We start from the raw sequence: 20,780 nt of genomic DNA, 5'->3' as shown, positions 1-20,780 counted from the left end.
GTCGACACATGCCGTGGTTACGGTTACATTCGCGCACGTCAACGCCTACGCACTGTCGCTTGTCGACCCGTTCCGGTGATTGTCGAGCTTTCGTGATCCCTTTTTTCGGGCGGTCTCGTACTTCCCAAACGGTTGCCGACTCTGATGAAATCGCGGCCGTGCCGCGTGTGGCACGGGCCCTGCCGCCGTCATCGGCCGGGCCCGGGCGACGCCGAACGGGCGGGCGAAGAGAAGCGGGGACGATCAGCGAGGAGATGTCGTGAGCACCGGATCTTCGACCCAGCCCTCGACCCGTCTCGCGCGTGCCGCCGTCGATCCCGGCCCGAGCAGCGACGAGGGTGATCGACGCCGGTGGTTTCCCCGGCTGCGCGACGCCCGGATCCGGTCCAAACTGGCCTTGATCCTCTTCGTGCCGCTGCTCGCCGTGCTCGCGCTCGCCGCCGTGCGGCTGGTCGACGTCGGCGGCCGGGCCCTGGACGCGAGTCAGGTGGAAGACCTGACCCGGCTCTCCACGGACGTCTCCGAGCTGACCCATCAACTGCATCGGGAGCGCATCGCGGCGGCCGAATACCTGGCCGATCCGCGGGCCGCGCCGGAGGGTTACAACGCTGTCATCTCGGAAAGTGACCGGCGGATCCAGCAGTATTCCGTGGTCCGGCGGGCCCAGGGCGAGCCGCCGGCGGCCCTGCAGGCCCGTCTGACCCGGATCGACGATCATCTGCGGACGATGGACGCGACCCGGAAGAAGATCACCGATCGCGACGAGATCGCCGTCGCCGAGGCGGTGTTGCGCTACGGCGTCGTGATCACCGACCTCGTCGGCTACGGCGAGCTGCTCAGTCAGTACGCGGGCGAGGGCGCGGTCGCCGACAGCCTCCGCGCGGTCTCCGCGTTCACCCGGGCCAAGGCCGGCACCGCCGAGCAGGAGGCGGTCGCGTACGCCGCCCGGGTCGCCGGAGACACCAGCGACGAGCAGCTCTCCGTCTTCACCTCCACGCAGACCGGCCAGCAGGAGGCGCTCGAGGGCTTCACCCTGGTCGCCACCCCCGCGCAACAGGCCCTGGTGGACAGCACGGTCTCGGGTGACGCGGTCAACCTCGCCGACGAGATCGCCACCCAGCTGCTGCGGGGCGCCGCGGTCACCCCGGGCGACATCACCCAGTCCATAGGGTCCGTCGTCGACCTCATGCGCTGGGCCGAGCAGCGGCTCGAGGAGCAGGCGCTGCGGCAGGCCGGCGACGAGAGCGCCGCGGTCACCCGGCAGGCCGCCGTCGAGGCCTCCCTCGTGCTGCTCACCCTGATCATCGCGGTGGCCCTGGCCGTCGTGCTGGCCCGCTCGCTCAACCTCTCGCTGCGCAGGCTGCGCGAGGGCGCCCTGGCGGTGGCCCACCGTGACCTGCCCGACGCCGTCGCCCGGCTGCGCGACGTCCGCAACCTGGGCGAGGGCGGCGCCGAGGACATCGTCCGCCAGGTGCGCGACCCGATCCGGCTCAGCAACCGCGACGAGGTCGGCCAGGTGGCGCAGGCCTTCAACGTGGTCCACAAGGAGGCCGTCCGGGTGGCGGCCGAGCAGGCCGCGCTCCGGACGAGCGTCTCGGCGATGTTCCTCAACCTGGCCCGCCGCTCGCAGAACCTGGTCGACCGCATGATCGGCGAGCTCGACCAGATCGAGCGCGGCGAGGAGGACCCGAAGCGGCTCGCCCAGCTCTTCGAGCTCGACCACCTCGCGACCCGGATGCGCCGCAACGACGAGAACCTGCTGGTCCTCGCCGGCGCCGACTCCAGCGCGCCGCGGCGCGAGGACGCGCTCGTGGTCGACGCGTTGCGCGCCGCGCAGTCCGAGGTCGAGCTCTACAACCGCATCGAGTTCGGCACGGTGGACACCGACATCTCGATCGCCGCCGTCGCGGTCAACGACGTCGTACGGCTCGTCGCGGAGCTGCTGGACAACGCCACCCGCTTCTCGCCGCCCAACACCGTGGTGGTCGCGGACGGCCGGCGGATCCGCGACTACGTGGTCATCCAGGTGGAGGACCGCGGCCTCGGCATGTCCGAGGAGCAGATGGACGCGCTCAACCGGCGGCTGGCCGAGACGACCGACGTGGACGTGGCGGCCTTCCGCCTGATGGGCCTCGCCGTGGTCAGCCGGCTCGCCAACCGGTACGGCATCCGCGTCGAGCTGCGCGCCAACCTGGAGGGCGGCACGGTCGCGCAGGTCGTGCTGCCGAACAGCATCGTGGTGCTGCCCGGCACCCGGCCGCTGGACCCGCACACCCGCGGCAACCGGCAGCTCGATCCGACGCCGACGGGCTGGAACGATCCGATGCCACTGGGTCGCGGCGCCGCGGAGACAGCCACTCTTCCGGCGATCGTCCCCAGTCTGCGGTCGCCGGACTCCGCGGCCGGCCACCCGCGGACCGGCGAGCCCGACGGTGCCCCGATCCCGGCGCCGCCGCAGCCGGCTCTGCCCGCCCACCCGCAGCTGCCGTTGCTGCCGTCGCAGCGGCCGGGCACGGGCGACGGCTTCCCGACGCCGAACCGGCCCGCGTTGCCCAAGCGCGGGGTCGACGACCGGCCGTCGTTGCCCACCCGGGTCGCCCAGCCGGTGGATCCCGATCCGGCGCGGACCCCGGTGTGGGACGCCGGGCTCGCCGGGTCCCCGACGAAGGCATATCCGATCGTGCCGTCGGCGGGGACCGGGACCCCCGGGGACGACCGGCCCCCGCGGCCCACGGACGCCGGGTCGCCGGGGTGGGGAGCCGCGCTCGCCGCGATGCCGTCCCCGCCGCCTCCTCCCGCACCGGCACCGCGTGAGGAACGGCCCGAGGCCGCGCCTATCTTCCTGCAGATGCAACAGAGCTGGTTCAAGGGGCATGAGGGTTCGATGTCGCAGGAGTGGGGCATGCCGACCGCGGGCTACGCGCCGCCGCCGAACCCGGTGGTCCCCGACACCGCCGGCGCCACCACCACCGCCACTGCCACCTCGGCTCCGCCCGGCCCGACGCCGCACGCCGCCCCGATCTCCGCCGTCCCGGTGTCGCCGGTGGTCTCCGTCCCACCGGCTCCGGCCACGGTGGCCGCCGAGAGCGCCCGGCAGAGTGGACCGTCGCCGGCGGAGGACCGTGCGGACGGCGACGGCCAGGCGGTGCCCCGGCAGCGCCGGCCGGCGGAGGACGCGTGGCGTACCGCCGCCGACGAGGGCTGGCAGCGGGCGATGGCGGCCGCGGAGCCCACCGTCACCGGCACCACCCGCTCGGGGCTGCCCAAGCGGGTGCCGCAGGCGCAGCTGGTGCCCGGCGGCGTCGAGAGCAACCCACGCAACCAGAAACGGCGCAGCCCGGACGAGGTACGCGGCCTCCTCTCCGCGTACCACCGAGGGGTGCAACGAGGGCGTACGGCAGGCAGCGAGGAAGCTGCCGCGGGCGCATCTGCTGCTAAGGAGAACGGACAGTGACCAGGCCCCCCACCATGCAGGACATGGGCTGGCTGCTCAGCAACTTCGCCGACAGCGTGGCCGGCATCGCCCACGTGGTCGCGGTCTCCGCCGACGGCCTGCTGCTGGCCTCGTCCCGGGACCTGCCCGCGGACCGCGCCGACCAGCTCGCGGCCATCACCTCCGGCGTGGTCAGCCTCACCGACGGCGCGTCCCGCATGTTCGACGCCGGCCAGGTGCAGCAGACGATCATCGAGATGGACAGCGGATACCTGTTCCTGATGTCCATCAGCGACGGATCGTCGATGGCCGTGCTGGCCGCGCGAAGTTGCGATGTCGGCCAGGTCGGATACGAGATGGCACTGCTGGTCGAGCGGGTCGGCGCCGCCCTGGTGCCGGCGCCGCGCGAGGCCGTCGCGGGTCAGGTCTAGGACCGTCGCCACGACGCGTGCGACAGCCGGAAGGAGGTGACCGCTCGATGGGACAGCCGCACGACCCCCGCGGCAATCTGGTCCGCCCGTACGCGGTCACCCGGGGCCGGACCGAGCCGCGCCGGGAGATACCCATCGAGGCAGTGCTGGTGGCAAGCCAGGCCGCCGTTCAGGAAGCCCGGTTCGCCGGGCACGACAAGTACCGCATAGCCGTGCTGTGCGAGCCCCGGGCACAGTCGTTGGCCGAGATCGCGGCCTACAGCAGGCTCCCGCTGGGAGTCGCCCGGGTTCTCGTCGCCGACATGGTCGCCGACGGGATGTTGTCGCTGCACAGTGCCGCTCCCAAGAAAGGGTTCACGGAGCGGATGGATCTGCTGGAAAGGGTGTTGAGTGGACTTCGCAAGCTCTGAGCGGGCGGGGGCGCAACCCAAGGAGATCACCTCCGCGAAGATCGTCATCGCTGGTGGCTTCGGCGTGGGAAAGACGACGCTGGTCGGCGCGGTCTCCGAGATCGAGCCGCTGACCACCGAGGCCGTCATGACCTCGGCGGGACAGGGGATCGACGACGCGTCCAAGGTGCCGGGCAAGGAGACGACCACGGTGGCGATGGACTTCGGTCGGATCACCATGGCCGACGACCTGATCCTCTATCTGTTCGGCACACCGGGCCAGACGCGCTTCTGGTTCATGTGGGACGAGCTGATCCGGGGTGCCGTGGGCGCCGCCGTGCTGGTGGACACCCGCCGCATCTCCGACGCCTTCGCGCCGCTCGACTACTTCGAGAACCGGCACCTGCCGTACCTGGTCGCGCTGAACTGTTTCGACGGCGCGCCCCAGTACGAGCCGGACGAGGTGCGCGAGGCGCTGGCGATCTCGTCGCATGTGCCGCTGATCATGTGTGACGCGCGGCACCGCGAGTCGGTGAAGCACGTGCTGGTCGGCGTCGTGGAGCACGCGATGCGCACGCTGGTGGCCGAGCAGGAGCGCGGCTACCCGGCTCCGGTCGGATGAGCCCGCCGGATCCTCAGGCGGGCAGCCGGTAGCCGCGTTTGACGACGGTCTGGATCACGCCGGGCACGCCCAGCCCGGCGCGCAGCCGGGCCACGGCCATCTCCACCGCGTGCTCGTCGCCGCGGGGCAGAGCGCGCCGCAGCGCCGCCCGGGACAGCACCCGGCCGGGAGCCGCGGCGAGCGCGCGCAGCACCGCCATCGGCGCCGGCGCGAGGGGCCTCAGGTCACCGTCGACGATGGCGGCATGCCCGCGCAGGGTCAGGCGGTGGCCGGTCACCTCGATGGTCAGCGCCCGGGGTGGCAGCTCCTCGGCGACCGTACGGACCAGAGCGCCCGGCCGGGCCCGCGCGGGAGCCACCACCGGGACGTCGCGTTCGCGCAGCGGAGCGGCGGCCACCGGCCCGACGCAGGCCGCGAGCACGTCCCCGCGGAACGCCTCCAGCAGCCGATCGGCGCTCGGCCCGGCGGCCCGCAGCACGGCGGCCACGGCGGGCGCCGAGGTGAAGGTCACCGCGTCCACGAGCCGGCCGGTGACCAGATCCACCAGCCGGTGCAGGGGCGCCGGGTCGATCGGCGGCGCCCACCGGTAGGCCGGTACCTCGACCACCCGGGCCCCGGCGGCGCGCAAGATCTCCGCATGCTCCGGCTGGCTCTCGTCGGGCAGGTGTATCGCCACGGTCAGCCCGGCGACGCCCCGGGCCGTGAGGTCGTCGACGACCTCCTCGACGGTGCCGTCCGGCGGCGCCTTCGGCCCGCGCGCCACGAGACGGGAGCGGAGCAGCACCCTGCGCAGTGGCCCGGCCAGGCCCCAGGTCTCGGCGGCGCCGATCCACCCCTGCAGGCCGGTGCCGGCCAGGACGATGTCCGGCGGCGTGGCGAGGCACTCCCGGGTGGCCGCGCGCAGCTCGGCGTCGTCGGCGGTCGGTACGAGGCGCAGGGCGGGTGCCAGCACGATCCGGGCGCCCCGGTGCGCGAGCAGGGCGGCCAGCTCGTCGCGGCGGCGGTCCGAGGTGACGGCGACCGTGTAACCGGACAACGACGCCGTCGGCTCCCTCGGCGATCTCCGCGCTTCTTTCGTCCGGTCCGGCGTCATGCGGCGGCCGGCCCTCCCCGGACGGGCGGGGCGGTGCCGGGCCGGGTCGCCGGGGTGTCCGTGCCACTGGCCATGACCGAAGGGTGCCGGTGGGTGATTTCGGGCCCGCGTCCCGCATGTTTCGGGTCCGCTAAGAGGCTTTCGTGCCCGCACGGGCACTCCATGGGCGGAAACACGTCACCCGCCGTCGGCGCGCCGGGAGGCACGGCCTATCCTGGGGCCGATAAGTTATGCGGTCCGTCGGCCTGACGGGCCTCCTAGCCCGTTTTGACCGCGCGCCGCGCAGGCGGGTATTGTTGCCTGCTGTTGTGCGACGGCTGCGAGCGTCCCCCTTCGGGTACGCTTGACGTTCGTGCTTGACGCACCGCGTTGATGACGAACAAGGCGCGCGCCCCCAGGACCGACGACGAGACAAGGTAATTCTGTGCGTACGTACAGCCCGAAGCCGGGTGAGATCGAGCGTCAGTGGCACATTATCGACGCTTCTGACGTCGTTCTGGGTCGCCTGGCCACCCACGCCGCCACTCTTCTGCGCGGCAAGCACAAGCCGACGTTCGCCCCGCACGTCGACACCGGCGACTTCGTGGTGATCATCAACGCGGGCAAGGTCGCGCTGACCGGCAACAAGCGGCAGACCAAGGTCGCCTACCGGCACTCGGGCTACCCGGGTGGTCTGAAGCAGGTCGGCTACGAGGAGCTGCTCACCAAGCGGCCCGAGCACGCGGTCGAGCTGGCCGTCAAGGGCATGCTCCCGCACAACAAGCTCGCCCGTCAGATCATCAAGAAGCTGAAGGTCTACCCGGGCGCCGAGCACCCGCACGCCGCGCAGCAGCCGGTGCCGTTCGAAATCAAGCAGATCGCGCAGTGAGCGCGGGCGAAGGAAACAGCATGTCCGACATCGTCGAGCCCGAGGTCGTCGAGACCGTCGAGGCACCCGCTGAGGCCCCCGCGGAGACCGTGGTGGTCGTCGAGGCCGCGCCCGCTCCCGTGCGCGCTCCCCGCCCGGGTGACCGTCCGATCCAGACCGTCGGCCGCCGCAAGGAGGCCATCGTCCGGGTCCGTCTCGTCCCCGGCTCGGGCAAGATCATCTGCAACGGCCGCGAGCTCGAGAACTACTTCCCGAGCAAGGTGCACCAGCAGCTCATCCGCGAGCCGCTGAACACCGCCGAGAAGGCCGAGCAGTTCGACGTGATCGCCAACCTCCGCGGCGGCGGCATCACCGGCCAGGCCGGCGCGCTGCGCCTCGGCATCGCCCGCGCGCTCATCGCGAACGACGGCGACGACCGTCCGGCGCTGAAGAAGGCCGGCTTCCTCACCCGGGACGCCCGGGTCAAGGAGAGCAAGAAGTACGGTCTCAAGAAGGCCCGCAAGGCCCCGCAGTACTCGAAGCGCTGATCGCCGCGCTCGCCTTGCACCACGTCTGATCGGACGGCCGGGTACGGCCCCACGCGGGGGCGTACCCGGCCGTTTCGCATTTCCCCGCCCGAACAACGCACCGGTCCGCCTTTACTGGTAGGGACGGACCGGCGAAAGGAACGACCGCCATGGGGCGACTCTTCGGCACGGACGGCGTACGCGGCCTGGCAAACGGTGACCTCCTCACTCCGGAGATGGCGCTCTCGGTCGCGGTCGCGGCCGCCCGGGTGCTGATCGAGACCGACCGGAGCCACCAGCCCCTCGCCATCGTCGGCCGGGACCCGCGGGCCAGCGGCGAGATGCTCGAGGCGGCCGTGGTGGCGGGCCTGACCAGCGCGGGCGCCAACGTCGTCCGGGTCGGAGTGCTGCCCACCCCCGCGGTCGCGTACCTGGTCGGACAGGCCCAGGCGGACCTGGGAGTCATGCTCTCCGCCTCGCACAACCCGATGCCGGACAACGGGATCAAGCTGTTCGCCCCGGGCGGCCAGAAGCTGCCGGACGAGCTCGAAGCGCGCATCGAGGCGGCGGTCGAGGACGGGCACGGGCTCGTGGGCCGCCCCACCGGCGCCGGCGTGGGACGCGTGCACGACCTGCTGGACGGGGCCGAGCACTACGTGAAGCACCTCGTCGCCGCCACGCCGCACAGCCTGGCGGGCGTCAAGGTGGTCGTCGACTGCGCCAACGGTGCGGCCAGCGACGTCGGCCCGGCCGCCTACGAGCAGGCCGGCGCGGAGGTCGTCGCCATCCACGCCGACCCCGACGGCCTCAACATCAACGACAACTGCGGGTCGACCCACCTGGAGTCGCTCCGCGAGGCGGTGATCCGCGAGGGCGCCGACCTGGGTCTGGCCCACGACGGCGACGCCGACCGCTGCCTGGCCGTCACGGCGACCGGCGAGGTCGTCGACGGCGACCAGATCATGGCGATCCTGGCGCTGGCGATGCGCGAGGCGGGCACGCTCACCGACGACACGCTGGTCGCCACGGTGATGAGCAACCTCGGCCTGCGGCTGGCGATGAAGCAGGCGGGCATCCGCCTGATCGAGACGAAGGTCGGCGACCGCTACGTGCTCGAGGAGCTGACCGCGGGCAACCTGGCCCTCGGCGGCGAGCAGAGCGGCCACATCGTCATGCCGGCGTACGCGACGACCGGCGACGGCGTCCTCACCGGCCTGCACCTGATGGCCACGATGGCGTCCACGGGCAAGTCCCTGGCGGACCTGGCGGCGGTGCTGCACAAGCTCCCGCAGGTGCTGATCAACGTTCCCGTGCAGGACCGGCAGGCCGGCGCCGAGGCCCCGGCCGTGCAGGCGGCGGTGGCGCTGGCGGAGAACGAGCTGGGCGAGACCGGGCGGGTGCTGCTGCGCCCGTCGGGCACGGAACCGCTGGTCCGGGTGATGGTCGAGGCGGCGACCGAGGAGCAGGCCCGTACGGTCGCCGAGCGCGTCGCCGACGAGGTCCGGGCGGCGAGCCCGTCCTGATCCGCGGTCCGGTTCCTGGTCCGTCCGGTCGCTGATCCGCCCGTGGCCGGCGGGCAGGTCTCAGGCGAGGCTGCGCAGCCGCCGCGCGGCCTCGTCGATCACTTCCTCGCGCTTGCAGAAGGCGAAGCGGATCAGGTGGCGGCCCTGGTCCTGGTGGTCGTAGAAGACCTGGGTAGGCACCGCCACGACCCCGCAGCGCTCCGGCAGGGCGCGGCAGAACTCGACCCCGTCGCTCCCGCCCAGCGGCGTGATGTCGGCGGTCACGAAGTAGGTGCCGGCGGGCGGCAGCACGGCGAAGCCCGCGTCGGTCAGCCCCGCCACCAGCCGGTCCCGGCGGGCCTGGAGCCCGTCGCGGAACCCGGTGAAGTAGGCGTCGGGCAGCGTCAGCGCCACCGCCACGGCCGGCTGCAGCGGCCCGGCGTTGACGAAGGTCAGGAACTGCTTGACCCGGAGCACGGCGGAGACCAGCGGCGCGGGGCCGGTCGCCCAGCCGACCTTCCAGCCGGTGCACGAGAAGGTCTTGCCCGCCGACGAGATCCGCAGGGTGCGCTCGCGCATCCCCGGCAACGAGGCGAGCGGCACGTGCGGCGAGGCGGCGTCGGTGAACACGAGGTGCTCGTAGACCTCGTCGGTCACGGCGTACACGTCGTGCTCCTGGCAGAGCCGCGAGATCAGCGCGAGCTCCTCCGGCGTGAAGACCTTGCCGGTCGGGTTGTGCGGCGTGTTGAGCAGCACGAGGCGGGTCCGGGGCCCGAAGGCCGCGCGCAGCTCGCCCTCGTCGAAGGCGTACTGCCCGTCGGCGCCGGGGCGCAGCGTCACCGGTCGCCGCACGGCACCGGCCAGCGTGATCGACGCGGCGTACGAGTCGTAGTACGGCTCGAAGCACACCACCTCGTCACCCGCCTCGCACAGCGCGAGAATGGTCGCCGCGATCGCCTCGGTCGCCCCGGCGGTGACCGCGACCTCGGTGTCCGGGTCGCGGGTGAGCCCCCAGAACCGCTCCTCGTGCGCCGCCACGGCCTGCCTCAGCGCCGGGATGCCCGCGAGCGGCGGATACTGGTTGGCGCCCGAGCGCAGCGCCTCGGCGGCCGCGGCCAGCATCTCCGGCGGACCGTCGGTGTCGGGGAATCCCTGCCCCAGGTTGACGGAGCCGGTCCGCACGGCGAGCGCGGACATCTCGGAGAAGATGGTCGTGCCGAAGGGGCGCATGCGGCCGACGAGCGGGTCCGCCGAGGTCGTCGTCACGCCCGCCAGCCTAAGGCCCCGCGCTAGAAGATCACTTTAGTGCAGGAGGCGGTGGTGAAGTTGCCGCCGCTGGCCGTCTTCTGCGCCACCTCCTCGCCGTCGACCGTCGCGCTGCACGAGATCGTGCCCTCCGAGGTGCTCCCGCGGACGGCGACCACCGAGACGAGCGAGGAGCCGCGCAGTTTCACCTTCTTGTGCCAAGGCAGGGAGGCGTTGCGCACCCTCTTGGGTTCCTTGCCCAGCTCGCCCATGTAGACGATCTCGACCGGGCCGTCGCCGGTCACCTTGTACTCGACCTCGATCTCCTCGCCCGTCCCCGGCAGCTGCGGGATGCCGGTCGGCAGGTCGGTCGGCAGCTCCGGCAGGTCGGTGGGCAGCCCCGGCAGGTCCGTGGGCAGCGCCGGCGCGTTGGTCGGCAGGTCCGGCACCTCCGGCACGTCCGGCAGCGACTCGATGGTCTCCTTGGCCTTGTCGGTGGCCCGGTTGACCAGCAGGACCGCGGAGGTGATCCCGCCGGCGCAGAGCAGCAGTGTGACCGCGACGAGGACCGCCACGAGCGGGGTGTTGCTGCGCTTCGGGGCAGGCGGGGGAGGGGCGCCGTAGCCGGGCGGGCCGTATCCCGGCGGGGGACCGTATCCCGCGGGCGGTGCGTACTCCGGCTGGTACTGGGTCTGGCCGACCGCCGGGAACTGTGAGGTCGGCGGATAGCCGTCCGGTGGCGCGCTGGCCGGCATCTCGGGCAGCGAGGCGTACCCGGGCTGGTATTGCGGCACCCCGGGTGCTGGAGGGGCCGGCGGGGCCGGTGAGTGTTGCAGTGCGGTCGGCTCCTCGCCCGGCGGCACCGAGGGCGGCACACTCTGCGGCGTGGACGGCGGGGTGAGGGGCTGAGCCGCGAGGGCGTCGCCGGTCGGGGACGACCAGGGCTGCCCCGAAGGCGGCTCCGGCGGGAGCGGGCGCGTCGGGTCCGAGGGCGGTGGATGGCTCAAGGGTCCCTCCAGAGCAGGCGTCGGGCCGACGGTACGCCCCCGACGCCAGGAACGGATCACCCGGTCGTGTCAGGGTCGGCCCGGACTCCGCCCGGAAGCGGCCCACACCTGACCGAACGGATGTTTCGATCACGTCCGATGCGCGAAAGTATGCCTCTCGAGCAGCGGCCATGAGCGGAGGTCCGCTAGGCTCCCCCACATGTGTGGGATCGTGGGTTACGTCGGCAACCGTCCGGCGCTGCAAATCGTCCTCGACGGGCTCCGTCGGTTGGAGTACCGCGGATATGACTCCGCGGGTGTCGCGGTCATCGACGACACCGTCATCCTGACCGAGAAGCGCGCCGGCAAACTGGCAAACCTCGAAAAGGCCCTGACCGAGCGGGCCGGCGACGGGATCGCCACCGGGCCGACCGCCATCGGGCACACCCGCTGGGCCACCCACGGCGGGCCCACCGACCGCAACGCACACCCGCACCTCTCCGCCGACGGGCGGGTGGCAGTGATCCACAACGGGATCATCGAGAACTTCGCCCGGCTGCGCGCCGAGCTGGAGGCCACCGGCGTCGAGTTCGTCAGCGACACCGACACCGAGTGCGCGGCCCACCTGGTCGCCGCCGAGATGCGCGCGCTGCGCGAGTCCGGCACCGAGGCCGAGGGCCCACAGCTGCTGGCCGAGGGAATGCGCCGCGCCGTGCGCCGCCTCGAGGGCGCCTTCACCCTGCTCGCGGTCGACCTGGGCGTGCCGGACGCGGTGGTCGCCGCCCGCCGCAACTCCCCGCTGGTGGTCGGCCGGGGCCAGGGGGAGAACTTCCTCGCCAGCGACGTCGCCGCCTTCATCGAGCACACCCGCGAAGCCATCGAGCTGGGTCAGGACCAGGTCGTCCTGATCACCCCGGGCGCCATCGAGATCACCGACTTCGCCGGCGAGCCCGCCACCGGCAAGGAGTTCCACATCGACTGGGACGCCTCGGCCGCCGAGAAGGGCGGTTACGACTACTTCATGCTCAAGGAGATCGCCGAGCAGCCGCAGGCGGTCGCGGACACCCTGCTCGGCCGGCTCTCCGAGCGCGGCGAGATCGTGCTCGACGAGGTCCGCCTCACCGACCAGGACCTGCGCGACGTCGACAAGGTCTTCATCATCGCGTGCGGCACGGCGTACCACTCGGGCATGGTCGCCAAGTACGCCATCGAGCACTGGACGCGCATCCCGTGCGAGGTCGAGCTCGCCAGCGAGTTCCGCTACCGCGACCCGGTGCTCGACCGCTCCACGCTGGTGATCGCGATCAGCCAGTCCGGCGAGACCATGGACACGCTGATGGCGCTGCGCCACGCCAAGGAGCAGAAGGCGCGCGTGCTGGCCATCTGCAACACCAACGGCTCGACGATCCCGCGCGAGTCCGACGCCGTGCTCTACACCCACGGCGGCCCGGAGATCGCGGTCGCCTCCACCAAGGCGTTCCTGACCCAGCTCGTCGCGTGCTACCTCATCGGCCTGCACCTCGCCCAGGTCCGCGGCGTCATGTACGCCGACGAGGTCGCGGCGGTCGTCGAGCGGCTCCGGAGCACCCCGGACGACCTGCGCCACCTGCTGGCCCAGATGGAGAACGTGCGGGCGCTGGCCCGCGACCTGAAGACGGCCTCGACGGTGCTCTTCATCGGCCGCCACGTCGGCTTCCCGGTCGCTCTCGAGGGCGCGCTCAAGCTCAAGGAGCTCGCCTACATGCACGCCGAGGGCTTCGCCGCCGGCGAGCTCAAGCACGGCCCGATCGCCCTGATCGACGAGGGCACGCCGGTGGTCTGCGTGGTGCCGTCGCCGGCCGGCCGGGGCGTGCTGCGCGACAAGGTCGTCTCGAACATCCAGGAGGTGCGCGCCCGGGGCGCCCGGACGATCGTGATCGCGGAGGAGGGCGACGACGCCGTGGCCGCGTACGCCGACCACCTGATTTCCGTGCCGCGGACGCCCACCCTGCTCGCGCCGCTGATGACCACCGTGCCGCTGCAGATCCTCGCCTGCGAGATCGCCGCCGCCCGCGGCCACGACGTCGACCAGCCGCGCAACCTGGCGAAGTCCGTCACCGTGGAATGACATCGGACCGCCCCAGGGTGATGTTCGTGAGCGCGTCGAGCGCCGGGCCGCCCTCGTCCCAGTAACCGAGGTGCCCGGCGCCGGCCTGGCTCGGAAACGTGCGCGCCCCGAAGGCGGGATCGGCGGGGTTCGTGCCGTGGTACAGGTCGTCCTCGGGCCGGCCGAAGGCGAGCAGGGCCCCCGCCGGCCGGGCCTGGGCGGTGAGCAGATCCTCTGCCAGGCTGCGCGGGGAGACGGCCGCCCATTGGATGACGTCCGTGCGGGAGGTCGAGGCCCAGACCTCCCCGGACGGGATGTGCAGGTCCGCCGCGGAGTCCACGCCGACCCCGGGCGAGCCGACGAAGACCAGGCTGTCCGCGGCGAGGCCGGGCCTCGCCGCGGCGGCGCCGACCACCAGGGACCCGTAGCTGTGCCCCAGCACGGTGTGCCGGGCCGGCGGACCCTCATGGCCGGCGCGGAGGCCGTCCTGAAAACGTCGCAGGGCGAGGGCGCCGGCGTCGGCCCGCGACCGGCTCGCCGCCTCACCGAGGAAGTCGGGGGCGTCGTAGCCCAGCCACATGACCGCACTCGTGGCCGTGCCCGGCGCCAGCTCGCCCGCCCGGACCGCGATCCTCTCCGCGCGGGCCAGCTCGCCGCCGAACGACGCGAGGCCGGCCGTCATGCCGGGCACCTGGGTCAGGACGTTCTCCGCCCGGTCCGGGTCGCCCAGGGCGACGACCGCGCGTCCCTCACCTGCCGGATCGATCCCCAGCAGGTACGCCCGCGGCCCGTCGCCGTCCGCGAGCCGGTCGGCAAGCGTGCCCTGGATCCGCAGAGCGTCGAGCAGCAGCCGGTTGGCGCGGTCGCGGGCGGCCGCCGGAACCCCGTCGAGCGAGCCGATCCATCCCGGCTCGGTGGCGAGCAACCACTCGCGCTGTCCCGGACGGAGCCCGGCCCACCACCGGCCCACCTCCGCGGGCGCAGCCGTGCAGGCCGGTGGATCGGCGCCCGGCGGCGACGCCGGGATCACGAACAGCCCGCGCAGCAGCGCGCTGGCGGTCGCGTCCGCCGCCGTGGCCGCCCGCAGGTCGGCACCGGCGCGGGCCCGGGTCAGCGCCGCGGCGAACTCGCTCAGCGCCTGGTCGGCGGCCCAGCAACCGAGCCGGAAGAGGTTCAGCAGGCGGTGCAACCGGGTCAGTCTGGCGCCGACCGCGTCGGCCGCCGCGCCACGCCAGACCGCGCGCAGCGCCGTCGCGCAGCGGCGCACCTCGGCGGCCCAGTGCCCGGCCGCCGACGCCCAGGATCGCCACGCCAGGGCCGCCGCCACCCAGTGGCCGGGATCGGTCGCCTGGAGCACGCTCATCGCAGGTCCCGCAGGCGTGCGGCGGCGCGATCGTCGGCGGTCTCGTAGTCCCGGGCGGCGCTGACCGCCTCGCGTCCCGTGGTGATGATGTCGTCCGCCAGCGCGGCCAGGACACGCCGGGCGGCCGCGGCGGCGACCGTGCCGGCGTCGGTGGCCGACCAGTGCGGGCCCGGCACCGGCGACGGCGGATCGGCGTGCAGCCGCCCGCCCGTCCTCGCCAGCGCCGCTGCCCAGGCACGCACGCCCTCGGTGTCGACCTCGATATCCGGCCTCATCGGCAACCTCCATCGGCAACGTCCCGGACCGGGATCGGCTCGGGACGACGACGCTAGGGAAACGGCGGCCTGCTCGCGGCGGCCTGTGGACAACCGCGCGGGCCGAGACCGGGGTTGTGGACAACCGGCCCCGATAGGGTTGGGTGTGTGATCGTGTCTGTCGGGATCGACGTGGTGCTGGTCGAACGGTTCGCCCGCGCACTGGAGCGCACACCCCTGCTGGCGGACCGGCTCTTCACCGATGCGGAACGGACGACGCCGTCCGGCAACCCGCGGTCGGCGGAGTCGCTCGCCGCACGGTTCGCGGCCAAGGAAGCAGTGGCCAAGGCCCTCGGCGCCCCCGCCGGGCTGAGGTGGCACGACTGTGAGATCGTCTCGGATCCGGACGGGCGGCCGTGGCTGACCGTCTCCGGTACGGTCGCGGCGGTGGCCGTCGAGCGGGGCGTCAACAGGTGGCATCTGTCGCTGTCCCACGACGGCGGCATCGCCTCGGCCATGGTGGTGGCCGAGGCCTGACACGACGGGAGCGCGGATGCGGCAGGCATGGCGGGTTGCGGACGTACGCTCGGCGGAGAAAGCCCTGATGGCCACCCTGCCCGGCGGCACCCTCATGCAGCGCGCCGCGGCCGGTCTGGCACGTCGCTGTGCGCTGCTGTTGCGGGAGAGCGGCGGAGTCTACGGCGCGACGGTCGTGCTCCTGGTGGGCAGCGGCGACAACGGCGGCGACACCCTCTACGCGGGTGCGCGCCTGGCCGCGCGAGGCGCCGCGGTGCGCGCCGTCCTCCTCAGCCCGGAGCGGGTCCACGCCGCCGGACTCGCCGCGCTGCGCCAGGCAGGCGGCCGGGTGGTCGCCGACCTGCCGGCCCGCGCGGACCTCGTCATGGACGGCATCGTCGGCATCGGCGCGAGCGGCGGTCTGCGACCTCCGGCGGCGGCCCTGGTGGCCCGGCTCGGTGCCCTGCGCGCCCGCGACGGCGCGCGGCCTCCCGTCGTGGCGGTGGACGTGCCGAGCGGGGTGGCGGTGGACACCGGCGACGTGCCGGGCGCCGCGGTGCACGCCGATGTCACGGTGACCTTCGGATGTCTGAAGCCCGCGCACGTGGTCGGTCCCGCCGCCGCGCGGGCGGGTCACGTCGAGCTGGTGGACATCGGCCTGGGTGCGACGCTGCGCGCCGCCGCCGCCGTACGCATTCCCGACGCGCCGGATGTCGTCTCGTGGTGGCCCCGACCGGGTGCCGCCTCGGACAAGTACACCCGTGGCGTGGTCGGGGTGGCCACCGGCTCGGCGACCTACCCGGGCGCCGCGATGCTCTCGGTCGCCGGCGCGCTGGCCGGCCCGACCGGCATGGTGCGCTACGCGGGCAGCGCCGCGCGCGAGGTGGTGCGTCAGCATCCCTCGGTCGTCGTCGCCGAGCGGGTCGCCGAGGCCGGGCGGGTGCAGGCCTGGGTGTGCGGGTCGGGGCTCGGGACGGGCGACGACGCGCGTACGGAGCTGCGCAGCGTCCTGGCCAGCCCGGTGCCCGTGCTGCTGGACGCCGACGCACTGACGTTGCTGGTCGACGGGCAGCACGCCGCCGACCTGCGGCGGGACGCGCCGCTGGTGATCACGCCGCACGACCGTGAATTCGCCCGGCTGGCCGGCGAGGCACCGGGCGCCGACCGGGTCGGCGCCGCCTGCCGGCTCGCCGCGTGGACGAACGCGGTCGTCCTGCTCAAGGGAGACCGCACCGTCGTGGCGACGCCGTCCGGTGAGGCCTGGGCCAACCCCACCGGCACCGCCGACCTGGCGACCGCCGGATCGGGCGACGTGCTGGCGGGGCTGCTGGGCTCGCTGCTCGCCGCGGGGGTGCCCGCGCCGAGGGCGGCCGTGGCGGCGGCGTACGTGCACGGCCTGGCCGGGCGCCGGGCCGGGACGGGCGGCCCGGCGACGGCCTCGGACGTGGCCGCCGCCCTCCGTCCCGTCCTGGCGGACCTGCGGTGACGCGGTTCTGTCGGACCCGGTCAGTAGGCTGATGAGCATGTGGCAGGCCGAGATCCGGATCGACCTCGACGCGATCCGGGACAACGTGGCGACGCTGTGCGCCGGCACGAGCGCCGAGGTCATGGCCGTGGTCAAGGCCGACGGCTACGGGCACGGCATGCTGCCCGCCGCCCGCGCGGCCCTCGCCGGCGGCGCCACCTGGCTGGGCGTGGCCACCCTCGACGAGGCCCTCGTCCTGCGCCGGGCCGGGATCACCGCACCCCTGCTGGCCTGGCTGAACGCGCCGGGCCTGCCGCTGCACGAGGGCGTCGAGGCCGACGTCGACCTCAACGCGGCCAGCCTGGGACAGCTCGACGAGGTGGTCGCCGCCGCCCGCCGCGTCCGGCGTCCGGCCCGCGTGCATCTCAAGATCGATACCGGCCTGTCCCGCGGCGGCGCGACGCCGGCCGAGTGGCCGGCCGTGGTGGAGGCGGCCGCGAAGGCCCAGGCGGACGGAGACCTGGAGGTCGTCGGGATCTGGAGCCACTTCGCGTGTGCCGACGCGCCCGGTCACGAGACGGTCGACCGTCAGCTCGCGGTCTTCGCGGAGGGGCTGGCGACCGCGGAGCGTTTCGGCGTCGAGCCGCGATACCGCCACATAGCCAACTCGGCGGCGACCCTCACCCGCCCCGACGCCCACTACGACCTGGTCCGGCCGGGCGTGGCGATCTACGGGCTGTCGCCGCTGCCGGGTCCGCCGCCGGCCGGGCTGCGCCCGGCGATGACGGCCCGGGCGCGGGTCGCGCTCACCAAGCGGGTCCCGGCCGGTCAGGGTGTCTCGTACGGGCATGCGTACCACACCGCTCACGAGACGACGCTGGCGCTGGTGCCGCTCGGCTACGGCGACGGCGTCCCGCGGCACGCCTCCAATGTGGGGCCGGTGCTGCTCGGCGGGGCCGTGCGCCGCATCGCCGGCCGGGTGTGCATGGACCAGTTCGTGCTGGATTGCGGTGACGACCCGATAGCTGTGGGCGACGTGGCGGTCCTGTTCGGCGCGGGCGACGACGGCGAGCCGACGGCGACCGACTGGGCCGAGGCGATCGGCACGATCAACTACGAGATCGTCACGCGCTTCGGCGGGTCGCGGGTGCCGCGCGTCTACGACGGCTCGGCGGGTGTCCCCTCGCCCGGGGAGACGGCTGGATGATCATGCGCGCGGTCCGCCCAGCACGCCGCGGCGACCACGCCCGGCACCCGCGTCGAGCGCGCCCGGCACCCGCGTCGAGCACGCCCGGCACCCGCGTCGAGCACATGCACGCCGGGGCCCGCGACCCGGCCTTGCGGGCACGGGAAGCGCGCCTGGCACGTTGCGGGTGTGGGGCGGGGTTCTGCGGAGGCCCCGATGAGCTTGCCAGCGTGCCGCGGCGAGCGTGCCTGCCGCTACGCGGGTGTGCGGCGGCTTCAGCGGAGGGGCGCGAGAACTCGCCAGCGTGCCGCGGGGAGCGTGCGGGGTTCTGGGAGGGCCGCAGGAGCTTGCAGAGCCGGCGAATGGGGCATGGGGAGGGCCGGATGGAATCTCGGGGAGGCTGGATGAGTCCTGGGGAGGCCGGATGAGGCCCGTCAAACCGCACGCCCGGTCGTCGTCGCGGACGCTACGGTCCGGTCCGCGGCGGCGGGCGAAGCAGGTCGGGATCGCCGGTGCCGTCATCGGCGTCGCGGCGGCCGGGCTCGCCACCGCGTTCGCGGTCGAGCGGGCGCTGGTGCGCAGGTCGGTCAACGCGCCGGGCGACCCGCACGCCGACGAGGAGTTCGGTGAACAGCCGCACGACGAGCGGCTCACCGTCACCGCGGCCGACGGCACCGAGCTGCATGTGGAGATCGTGGAGCCCCGGCAGGCCGGGACCAGGCCCACGGTCGTCTTCGTGCACGGTTTCGCCCTGGACATGGGCACCTTCTACTTCCAGCGCCAGGCGCTCACCGAGCTGGGAGAGCACCGGCTCGTCTTCTACGACCAGCCGGGTCACGGCCGGTCCAGTCGCCTGCACTCGGGCGACTACGACATCGCGGCGCTGGGCAAGTCGCTGGCGGCCGTGCTCGACGCGACCGTGCCGGACGGGCAGATCATCCTGGTCGGGCACTCGATGGGCGGCATGACGATCATGGCGTTCGCCGAGCAGTACCCGGAATGGTTCGGCAAGCGGGTCACCGGCGTGGTCCTGATGTCCACCTCGGCCGGTCTGATCGACAAGACCAAGATCGGGCTGCCGACGCTGGTCGCCCGGGCCAGCGCGCCGTTCTTCCCGCTGTGGGGCGGCGCCGCGCGGCTCGGCGGGCCGGTGATCGACCGGGCCCGCGTCGCGTCGTCCGACCTCGCCTGGCTGCTGACCCGCCGGTACGGGTTCGGCGACGCCCGGCCGAGCCCCTCGCTGGTCACGTTCGTGGAACAGATGAACTCCAGGACGTCGGTCGAGACGCTGACCAAGTATCTGCGCACGCTCTACTCGCACAACCGGTTCCCGGCCCTGTCCGCGCTCAAGGGCGTGCCGGTGCTGGTGCTGGTCGGCACGAAGGACTATCTGACTCCGGTGACGCACTCCGAGGAGATCCTCAGGCACCTGCCGGAGGCCGAGCTGTTGAAGATCGACAACAGCGGGCACGTGGTCATGCTGGAGAAGGCGGACGAGGTCAACGCCGCGCTGCTTCCGTTCCTTCAGCGGGTGTCGCCGTGAGTGCCACCGGGATTCGTCTGACCACTGTGGACGACACGCGCGCGTTCGGTGGCCGGCTCGCGGCCCTGTTGCGCGCCGGGGACCTGCTGCTGCTGACCGGTCCGCTCGGCGCCGGCAAGACCGCGCTGGTGCAGGGCATCGGCGCCGGGCTGAAGGTGCTCGGCGACATCACCTCGCCGACGTTCGTGATCGCCCGGGTGCACCGGCCCGACCGGGGGCGTGGGGGCGAGGTGCCGCTGGTGCACGCGGACGCGTACCGGCTGGGCGATGCGAGCGACCCGCGCGCGGAGATCGACGATCTCGATCTGGACGCCTCCGCCGACGGCGCGGTCACCGTGGTGGAGTGGGGTGCGGGCATGGTCGAGCAGCTCAACGACGAATACCTGGCGGTGCGCATCGACCGCCTCGACGACGACACCCGCGTGATCGACCTGGTGCCACACGGCGGAGACTGGGCGGCCCGCCTCGAAAAGCTGTGAGCCGCCCGCGGCACGACGAGCTTCCCCTCTTTGCGAGCCCCCCACCGGAGATCACGTGAATCTGCCCGATCTGCTGCCGCCCGCCTGGCGTGCGGAGCTGACGCCGTTCCTCGACCCCGCCGCCACCGAGGCGCTGGGCAGCTTCGTGGGCGAGCAGTATGCCCGGCACACCGTCTACCCGCCGATCGAGGATCTCTTCGCGGCCTACCGGCTCTGCCCGCCCGAGCGGACCCGGGTGCTGCTCCTCGGGCAGGACCCGTACCACGGGCCCGGGCAGGCGCACGGCCTGAGCTTCAGCGTCCGCGAAGGCGTGCGGATTCCTCCGTCGCTGCGCAACGTCTACAAGGAGCTCGCCGCCGACGTCGGGGTGCCGCCCCCGGCCAGTGGAGACCTCACCGGCTGGGCGCGGCAGGGCGTGTTGTTGCTCAACGCGGTGCTCACCGTACGGGCGGGAGCCGCCGCGTCCCACAAGAACCGGGGCTGGGAGGAGTTCACGGACGCCACGATCCGTGCCCTGAACGCGCGGCGGGAGCGGGTGGTGTTCCTGCTCTGGGGGGCGTACGCCCGCAGGAAGGCCGCACTCGTGACCAACCCGGCGCACACGGTGATCGAGTCCGGCCATCCGAGCCCCCTCAACGGCGGCAAGGACTTCCTCGGCGCCCGCATGTTCAGCGCGGCGAACAAGGCGCTCGCCGACGCCGGCCGCCCGCCGATCGACTGGGACCCCCGCGCCTGAGACGACCCCCGCGCCTGAGACGACCCCCGCGCCGAAGCGGATCCCCACGCCGGGAGCGGATCCCCACGCCGGGAGCG

19 protein-coding genes are annotated in these 20,780 nt (G+C 73.4%); 14 read left to right on the top strand and 5 right to left on the bottom strand.

The window, feature by feature from the left end; translation table 11 throughout:
• Positions 1-259 precede the first annotated feature (259 nt).
• From IEY99_RS20000 to IEY99_RS19985, 4 genes are read left to right on the top strand one after another with little or no spacing between them, the layout of a single operon-like run.
• Positions 260-3,454 carry a sensor histidine kinase gene (locus tag IEY99_RS20000; protein ID WP_189205365.1) on the top strand — a complete coding sequence of 1,065 codons (3,195 nt, stop codon included), beginning with the start codon at positions 260-262 and terminating at the stop codon, positions 3,452-3,454.
• A complete protein-coding gene (locus tag IEY99_RS19995) occupies positions 3,451-3,864 on the top strand; it encodes a roadblock/LC7 domain-containing protein (protein ID WP_071808900.1) in 414 nt (137 codons plus the stop codon). Before IEY99_RS20000 ends, IEY99_RS19995 begins: the two co-directional genes overlap by 4 nt.
• A gap of 47 nt (positions 3,865-3,911) precedes the next feature.
• On the top strand, positions 3,912-4,274 hold the full coding sequence (locus tag IEY99_RS19990) for a DUF742 domain-containing protein (RefSeq protein ID WP_189205364.1): 363 nt from the start codon (positions 3,912-3,914) through the stop codon (positions 4,272-4,274).
• Complete coding sequence (locus tag IEY99_RS19985) at positions 4,255-4,875, top strand: GTP-binding protein (protein ID WP_189205362.1); 621 nt, start codon at positions 4,255-4,257, stop codon at positions 4,873-4,875. The genes IEY99_RS19990 and IEY99_RS19985 overlap by 20 nt, the downstream gene beginning before the upstream one ends.
• Before the next feature lie 13 nt (positions 4,876-4,888).
• Here IEY99_RS19985 and IEY99_RS19980 read toward each other — a convergent pair whose 3' ends face one another.
• Positions 4,889-5,968 (bottom strand): uroporphyrinogen-III synthase, encoded by a 1,080-nt coding sequence (locus IEY99_RS19980; protein WP_189205360.1) that lies wholly within the window; start codon positions 5,966-5,968, stop codon positions 4,889-4,891.
• Positions 5,969-6,392: 424 nt separating this feature from the next.
• Between IEY99_RS19980 and rplM the strand changes: the two genes are divergently transcribed.
• The 3 genes from rplM to glmM all read left to right on the top strand — a co-directional run bounded on the left by rplM (position 6,393) and on the right by glmM (position 8,865).
• The gene (gene rplM / locus IEY99_RS19975) at positions 6,393-6,836 is read left to right on the top strand and encodes a 50S ribosomal protein L13 (RefSeq protein WP_015619048.1); all 444 of its coding nucleotides are present in this window, start codon (positions 6,393-6,395) and stop codon (positions 6,834-6,836) included.
• Positions 6,837-6,856: 20 nt separating this feature from the next.
• Positions 6,857-7,363 carry a 30S ribosomal protein S9 gene (gene rpsI, locus IEY99_RS19970; protein WP_229798986.1) on the top strand — a complete coding sequence of 169 codons (507 nt, stop codon included), beginning with the start codon at positions 6,857-6,859 and terminating at the stop codon, positions 7,361-7,363.
• Positions 7,364-7,512: 149 nt separating this feature from the next.
• Entirely contained in the window at positions 7,513-8,865 is a 1,353-nt protein-coding gene (glmM, locus tag IEY99_RS19965; protein ID WP_189205358.1) for a phosphoglucosamine mutase, read from the top strand.
• A 60-nt stretch (positions 8,866-8,925) separates the two neighbouring features.
• Here glmM and IEY99_RS19960 read toward each other — a convergent pair whose 3' ends face one another.
• Together IEY99_RS19960 and IEY99_RS34950 are read right to left on the bottom strand one after the other, a co-directional pair.
• Positions 8,926-10,110, bottom strand: a complete 1,185-nt coding sequence (locus IEY99_RS19960; protein ID WP_189205355.1) for a pyridoxal phosphate-dependent aminotransferase — start codon at positions 10,108-10,110, stop codon at positions 8,926-8,928.
• A 23-nt stretch (positions 10,111-10,133) separates the two neighbouring features.
• On the bottom strand, positions 10,134-11,096 hold the full coding sequence (locus IEY99_RS34950; protein WP_189205353.1) for an MmpS family transport accessory protein: 963 nt from the start codon (positions 11,094-11,096) through the stop codon (positions 10,134-10,136).
• A 199-nt stretch (positions 11,097-11,295) separates the two neighbouring features.
• On the opposite strand from IEY99_RS34950, the gene glmS reads away from it, so the two are divergent.
• Complete coding sequence (gene glmS / locus IEY99_RS19950; RefSeq protein ID WP_189205351.1) at positions 11,296-13,182, top strand: glutamine--fructose-6-phosphate transaminase (isomerizing); 1,887 nt, start codon at positions 11,296-11,298, stop codon at positions 13,180-13,182.
• On the opposite strand, the gene IEY99_RS19945 is transcribed toward glmS, so the two are convergent.
• Together IEY99_RS19945 and IEY99_RS19940 are read right to left on the bottom strand one after the other, a co-directional pair.
• Positions 13,169-14,524, bottom strand: coding sequence for an alpha/beta hydrolase (locus tag IEY99_RS19945; protein ID WP_189205349.1), 1,356 nt, complete (start codon positions 14,522-14,524; stop codon positions 13,169-13,171). The genes glmS and IEY99_RS19945 overlap by 14 nt on opposite strands.
• Positions 14,521-14,799: a hypothetical protein gene (locus IEY99_RS19940; RefSeq protein ID WP_189205347.1), complete on the bottom strand. Its 279-nt coding sequence runs from the start codon at positions 14,797-14,799 to the stop codon at positions 14,521-14,523. The genes IEY99_RS19945 and IEY99_RS19940 overlap by 4 nt, the downstream gene beginning before the upstream one ends.
• A gap of 147 nt (positions 14,800-14,946) precedes the next feature.
• Here IEY99_RS19940 and IEY99_RS19935 point away from each other — a divergent pair, with 147 nt between their 5' ends.
• From IEY99_RS19935 to ung, 6 genes are all read left to right on the top strand, one after another.
• Positions 14,947-15,315 carry a holo-ACP synthase gene (locus IEY99_RS19935; protein ID WP_189205345.1) on the top strand — a complete coding sequence of 123 codons (369 nt, stop codon included), beginning with the start codon at positions 14,947-14,949 and terminating at the stop codon, positions 15,313-15,315.
• A gap of 16 nt (positions 15,316-15,331) precedes the next feature.
• Entirely contained in the window at positions 15,332-16,780 is a 1,449-nt protein-coding gene (locus IEY99_RS19930; protein WP_189205343.1) for an NAD(P)H-hydrate dehydratase, read from the top strand.
• A 37-nt stretch (positions 16,781-16,817) separates the two neighbouring features.
• A complete protein-coding gene (gene alr, locus IEY99_RS19925) occupies positions 16,818-17,966 on the top strand; it encodes an alanine racemase (protein WP_189205828.1) in 1,149 nt (382 codons plus the stop codon).
• Positions 17,967-18,369: 403 nt separating this feature from the next.
• The gene (locus tag IEY99_RS19920; RefSeq protein ID WP_189205341.1) at positions 18,370-19,488 is read left to right on the top strand and encodes an alpha/beta fold hydrolase; all 1,119 of its coding nucleotides are present in this window, start codon (positions 18,370-18,372) and stop codon (positions 19,486-19,488) included.
• Between the two features lie 11 nt (positions 19,489-19,499).
• Entirely contained in the window at positions 19,500-19,967 is a 468-nt protein-coding gene (gene tsaE, locus IEY99_RS19915) for a tRNA (adenosine(37)-N6)-threonylcarbamoyltransferase complex ATPase subunit type 1 TsaE (RefSeq protein WP_189205827.1), read from the top strand.
• 55 nt (positions 19,968-20,022) lie between these two features.
• Positions 20,023-20,703 carry a uracil-DNA glycosylase gene (ung, locus tag IEY99_RS19910; RefSeq protein ID WP_189205339.1) on the top strand — a complete coding sequence of 227 codons (681 nt, stop codon included), beginning with the start codon at positions 20,023-20,025 and terminating at the stop codon, positions 20,701-20,703.
• The last annotated feature ends 77 nt before the right edge of the window (positions 20,704-20,780 follow it).

The sequence above is a fragment of the Couchioplanes azureus genome (assembly GCF_014648355.1).
GTDB classification, from domain to species: Bacteria; Actinomycetota; Actinomycetes; order Mycobacteriales; family Micromonosporaceae; genus Actinoplanes; species Actinoplanes azureus.
This window is presented reverse-complemented; position numbering and strand designations above follow the sequence as displayed.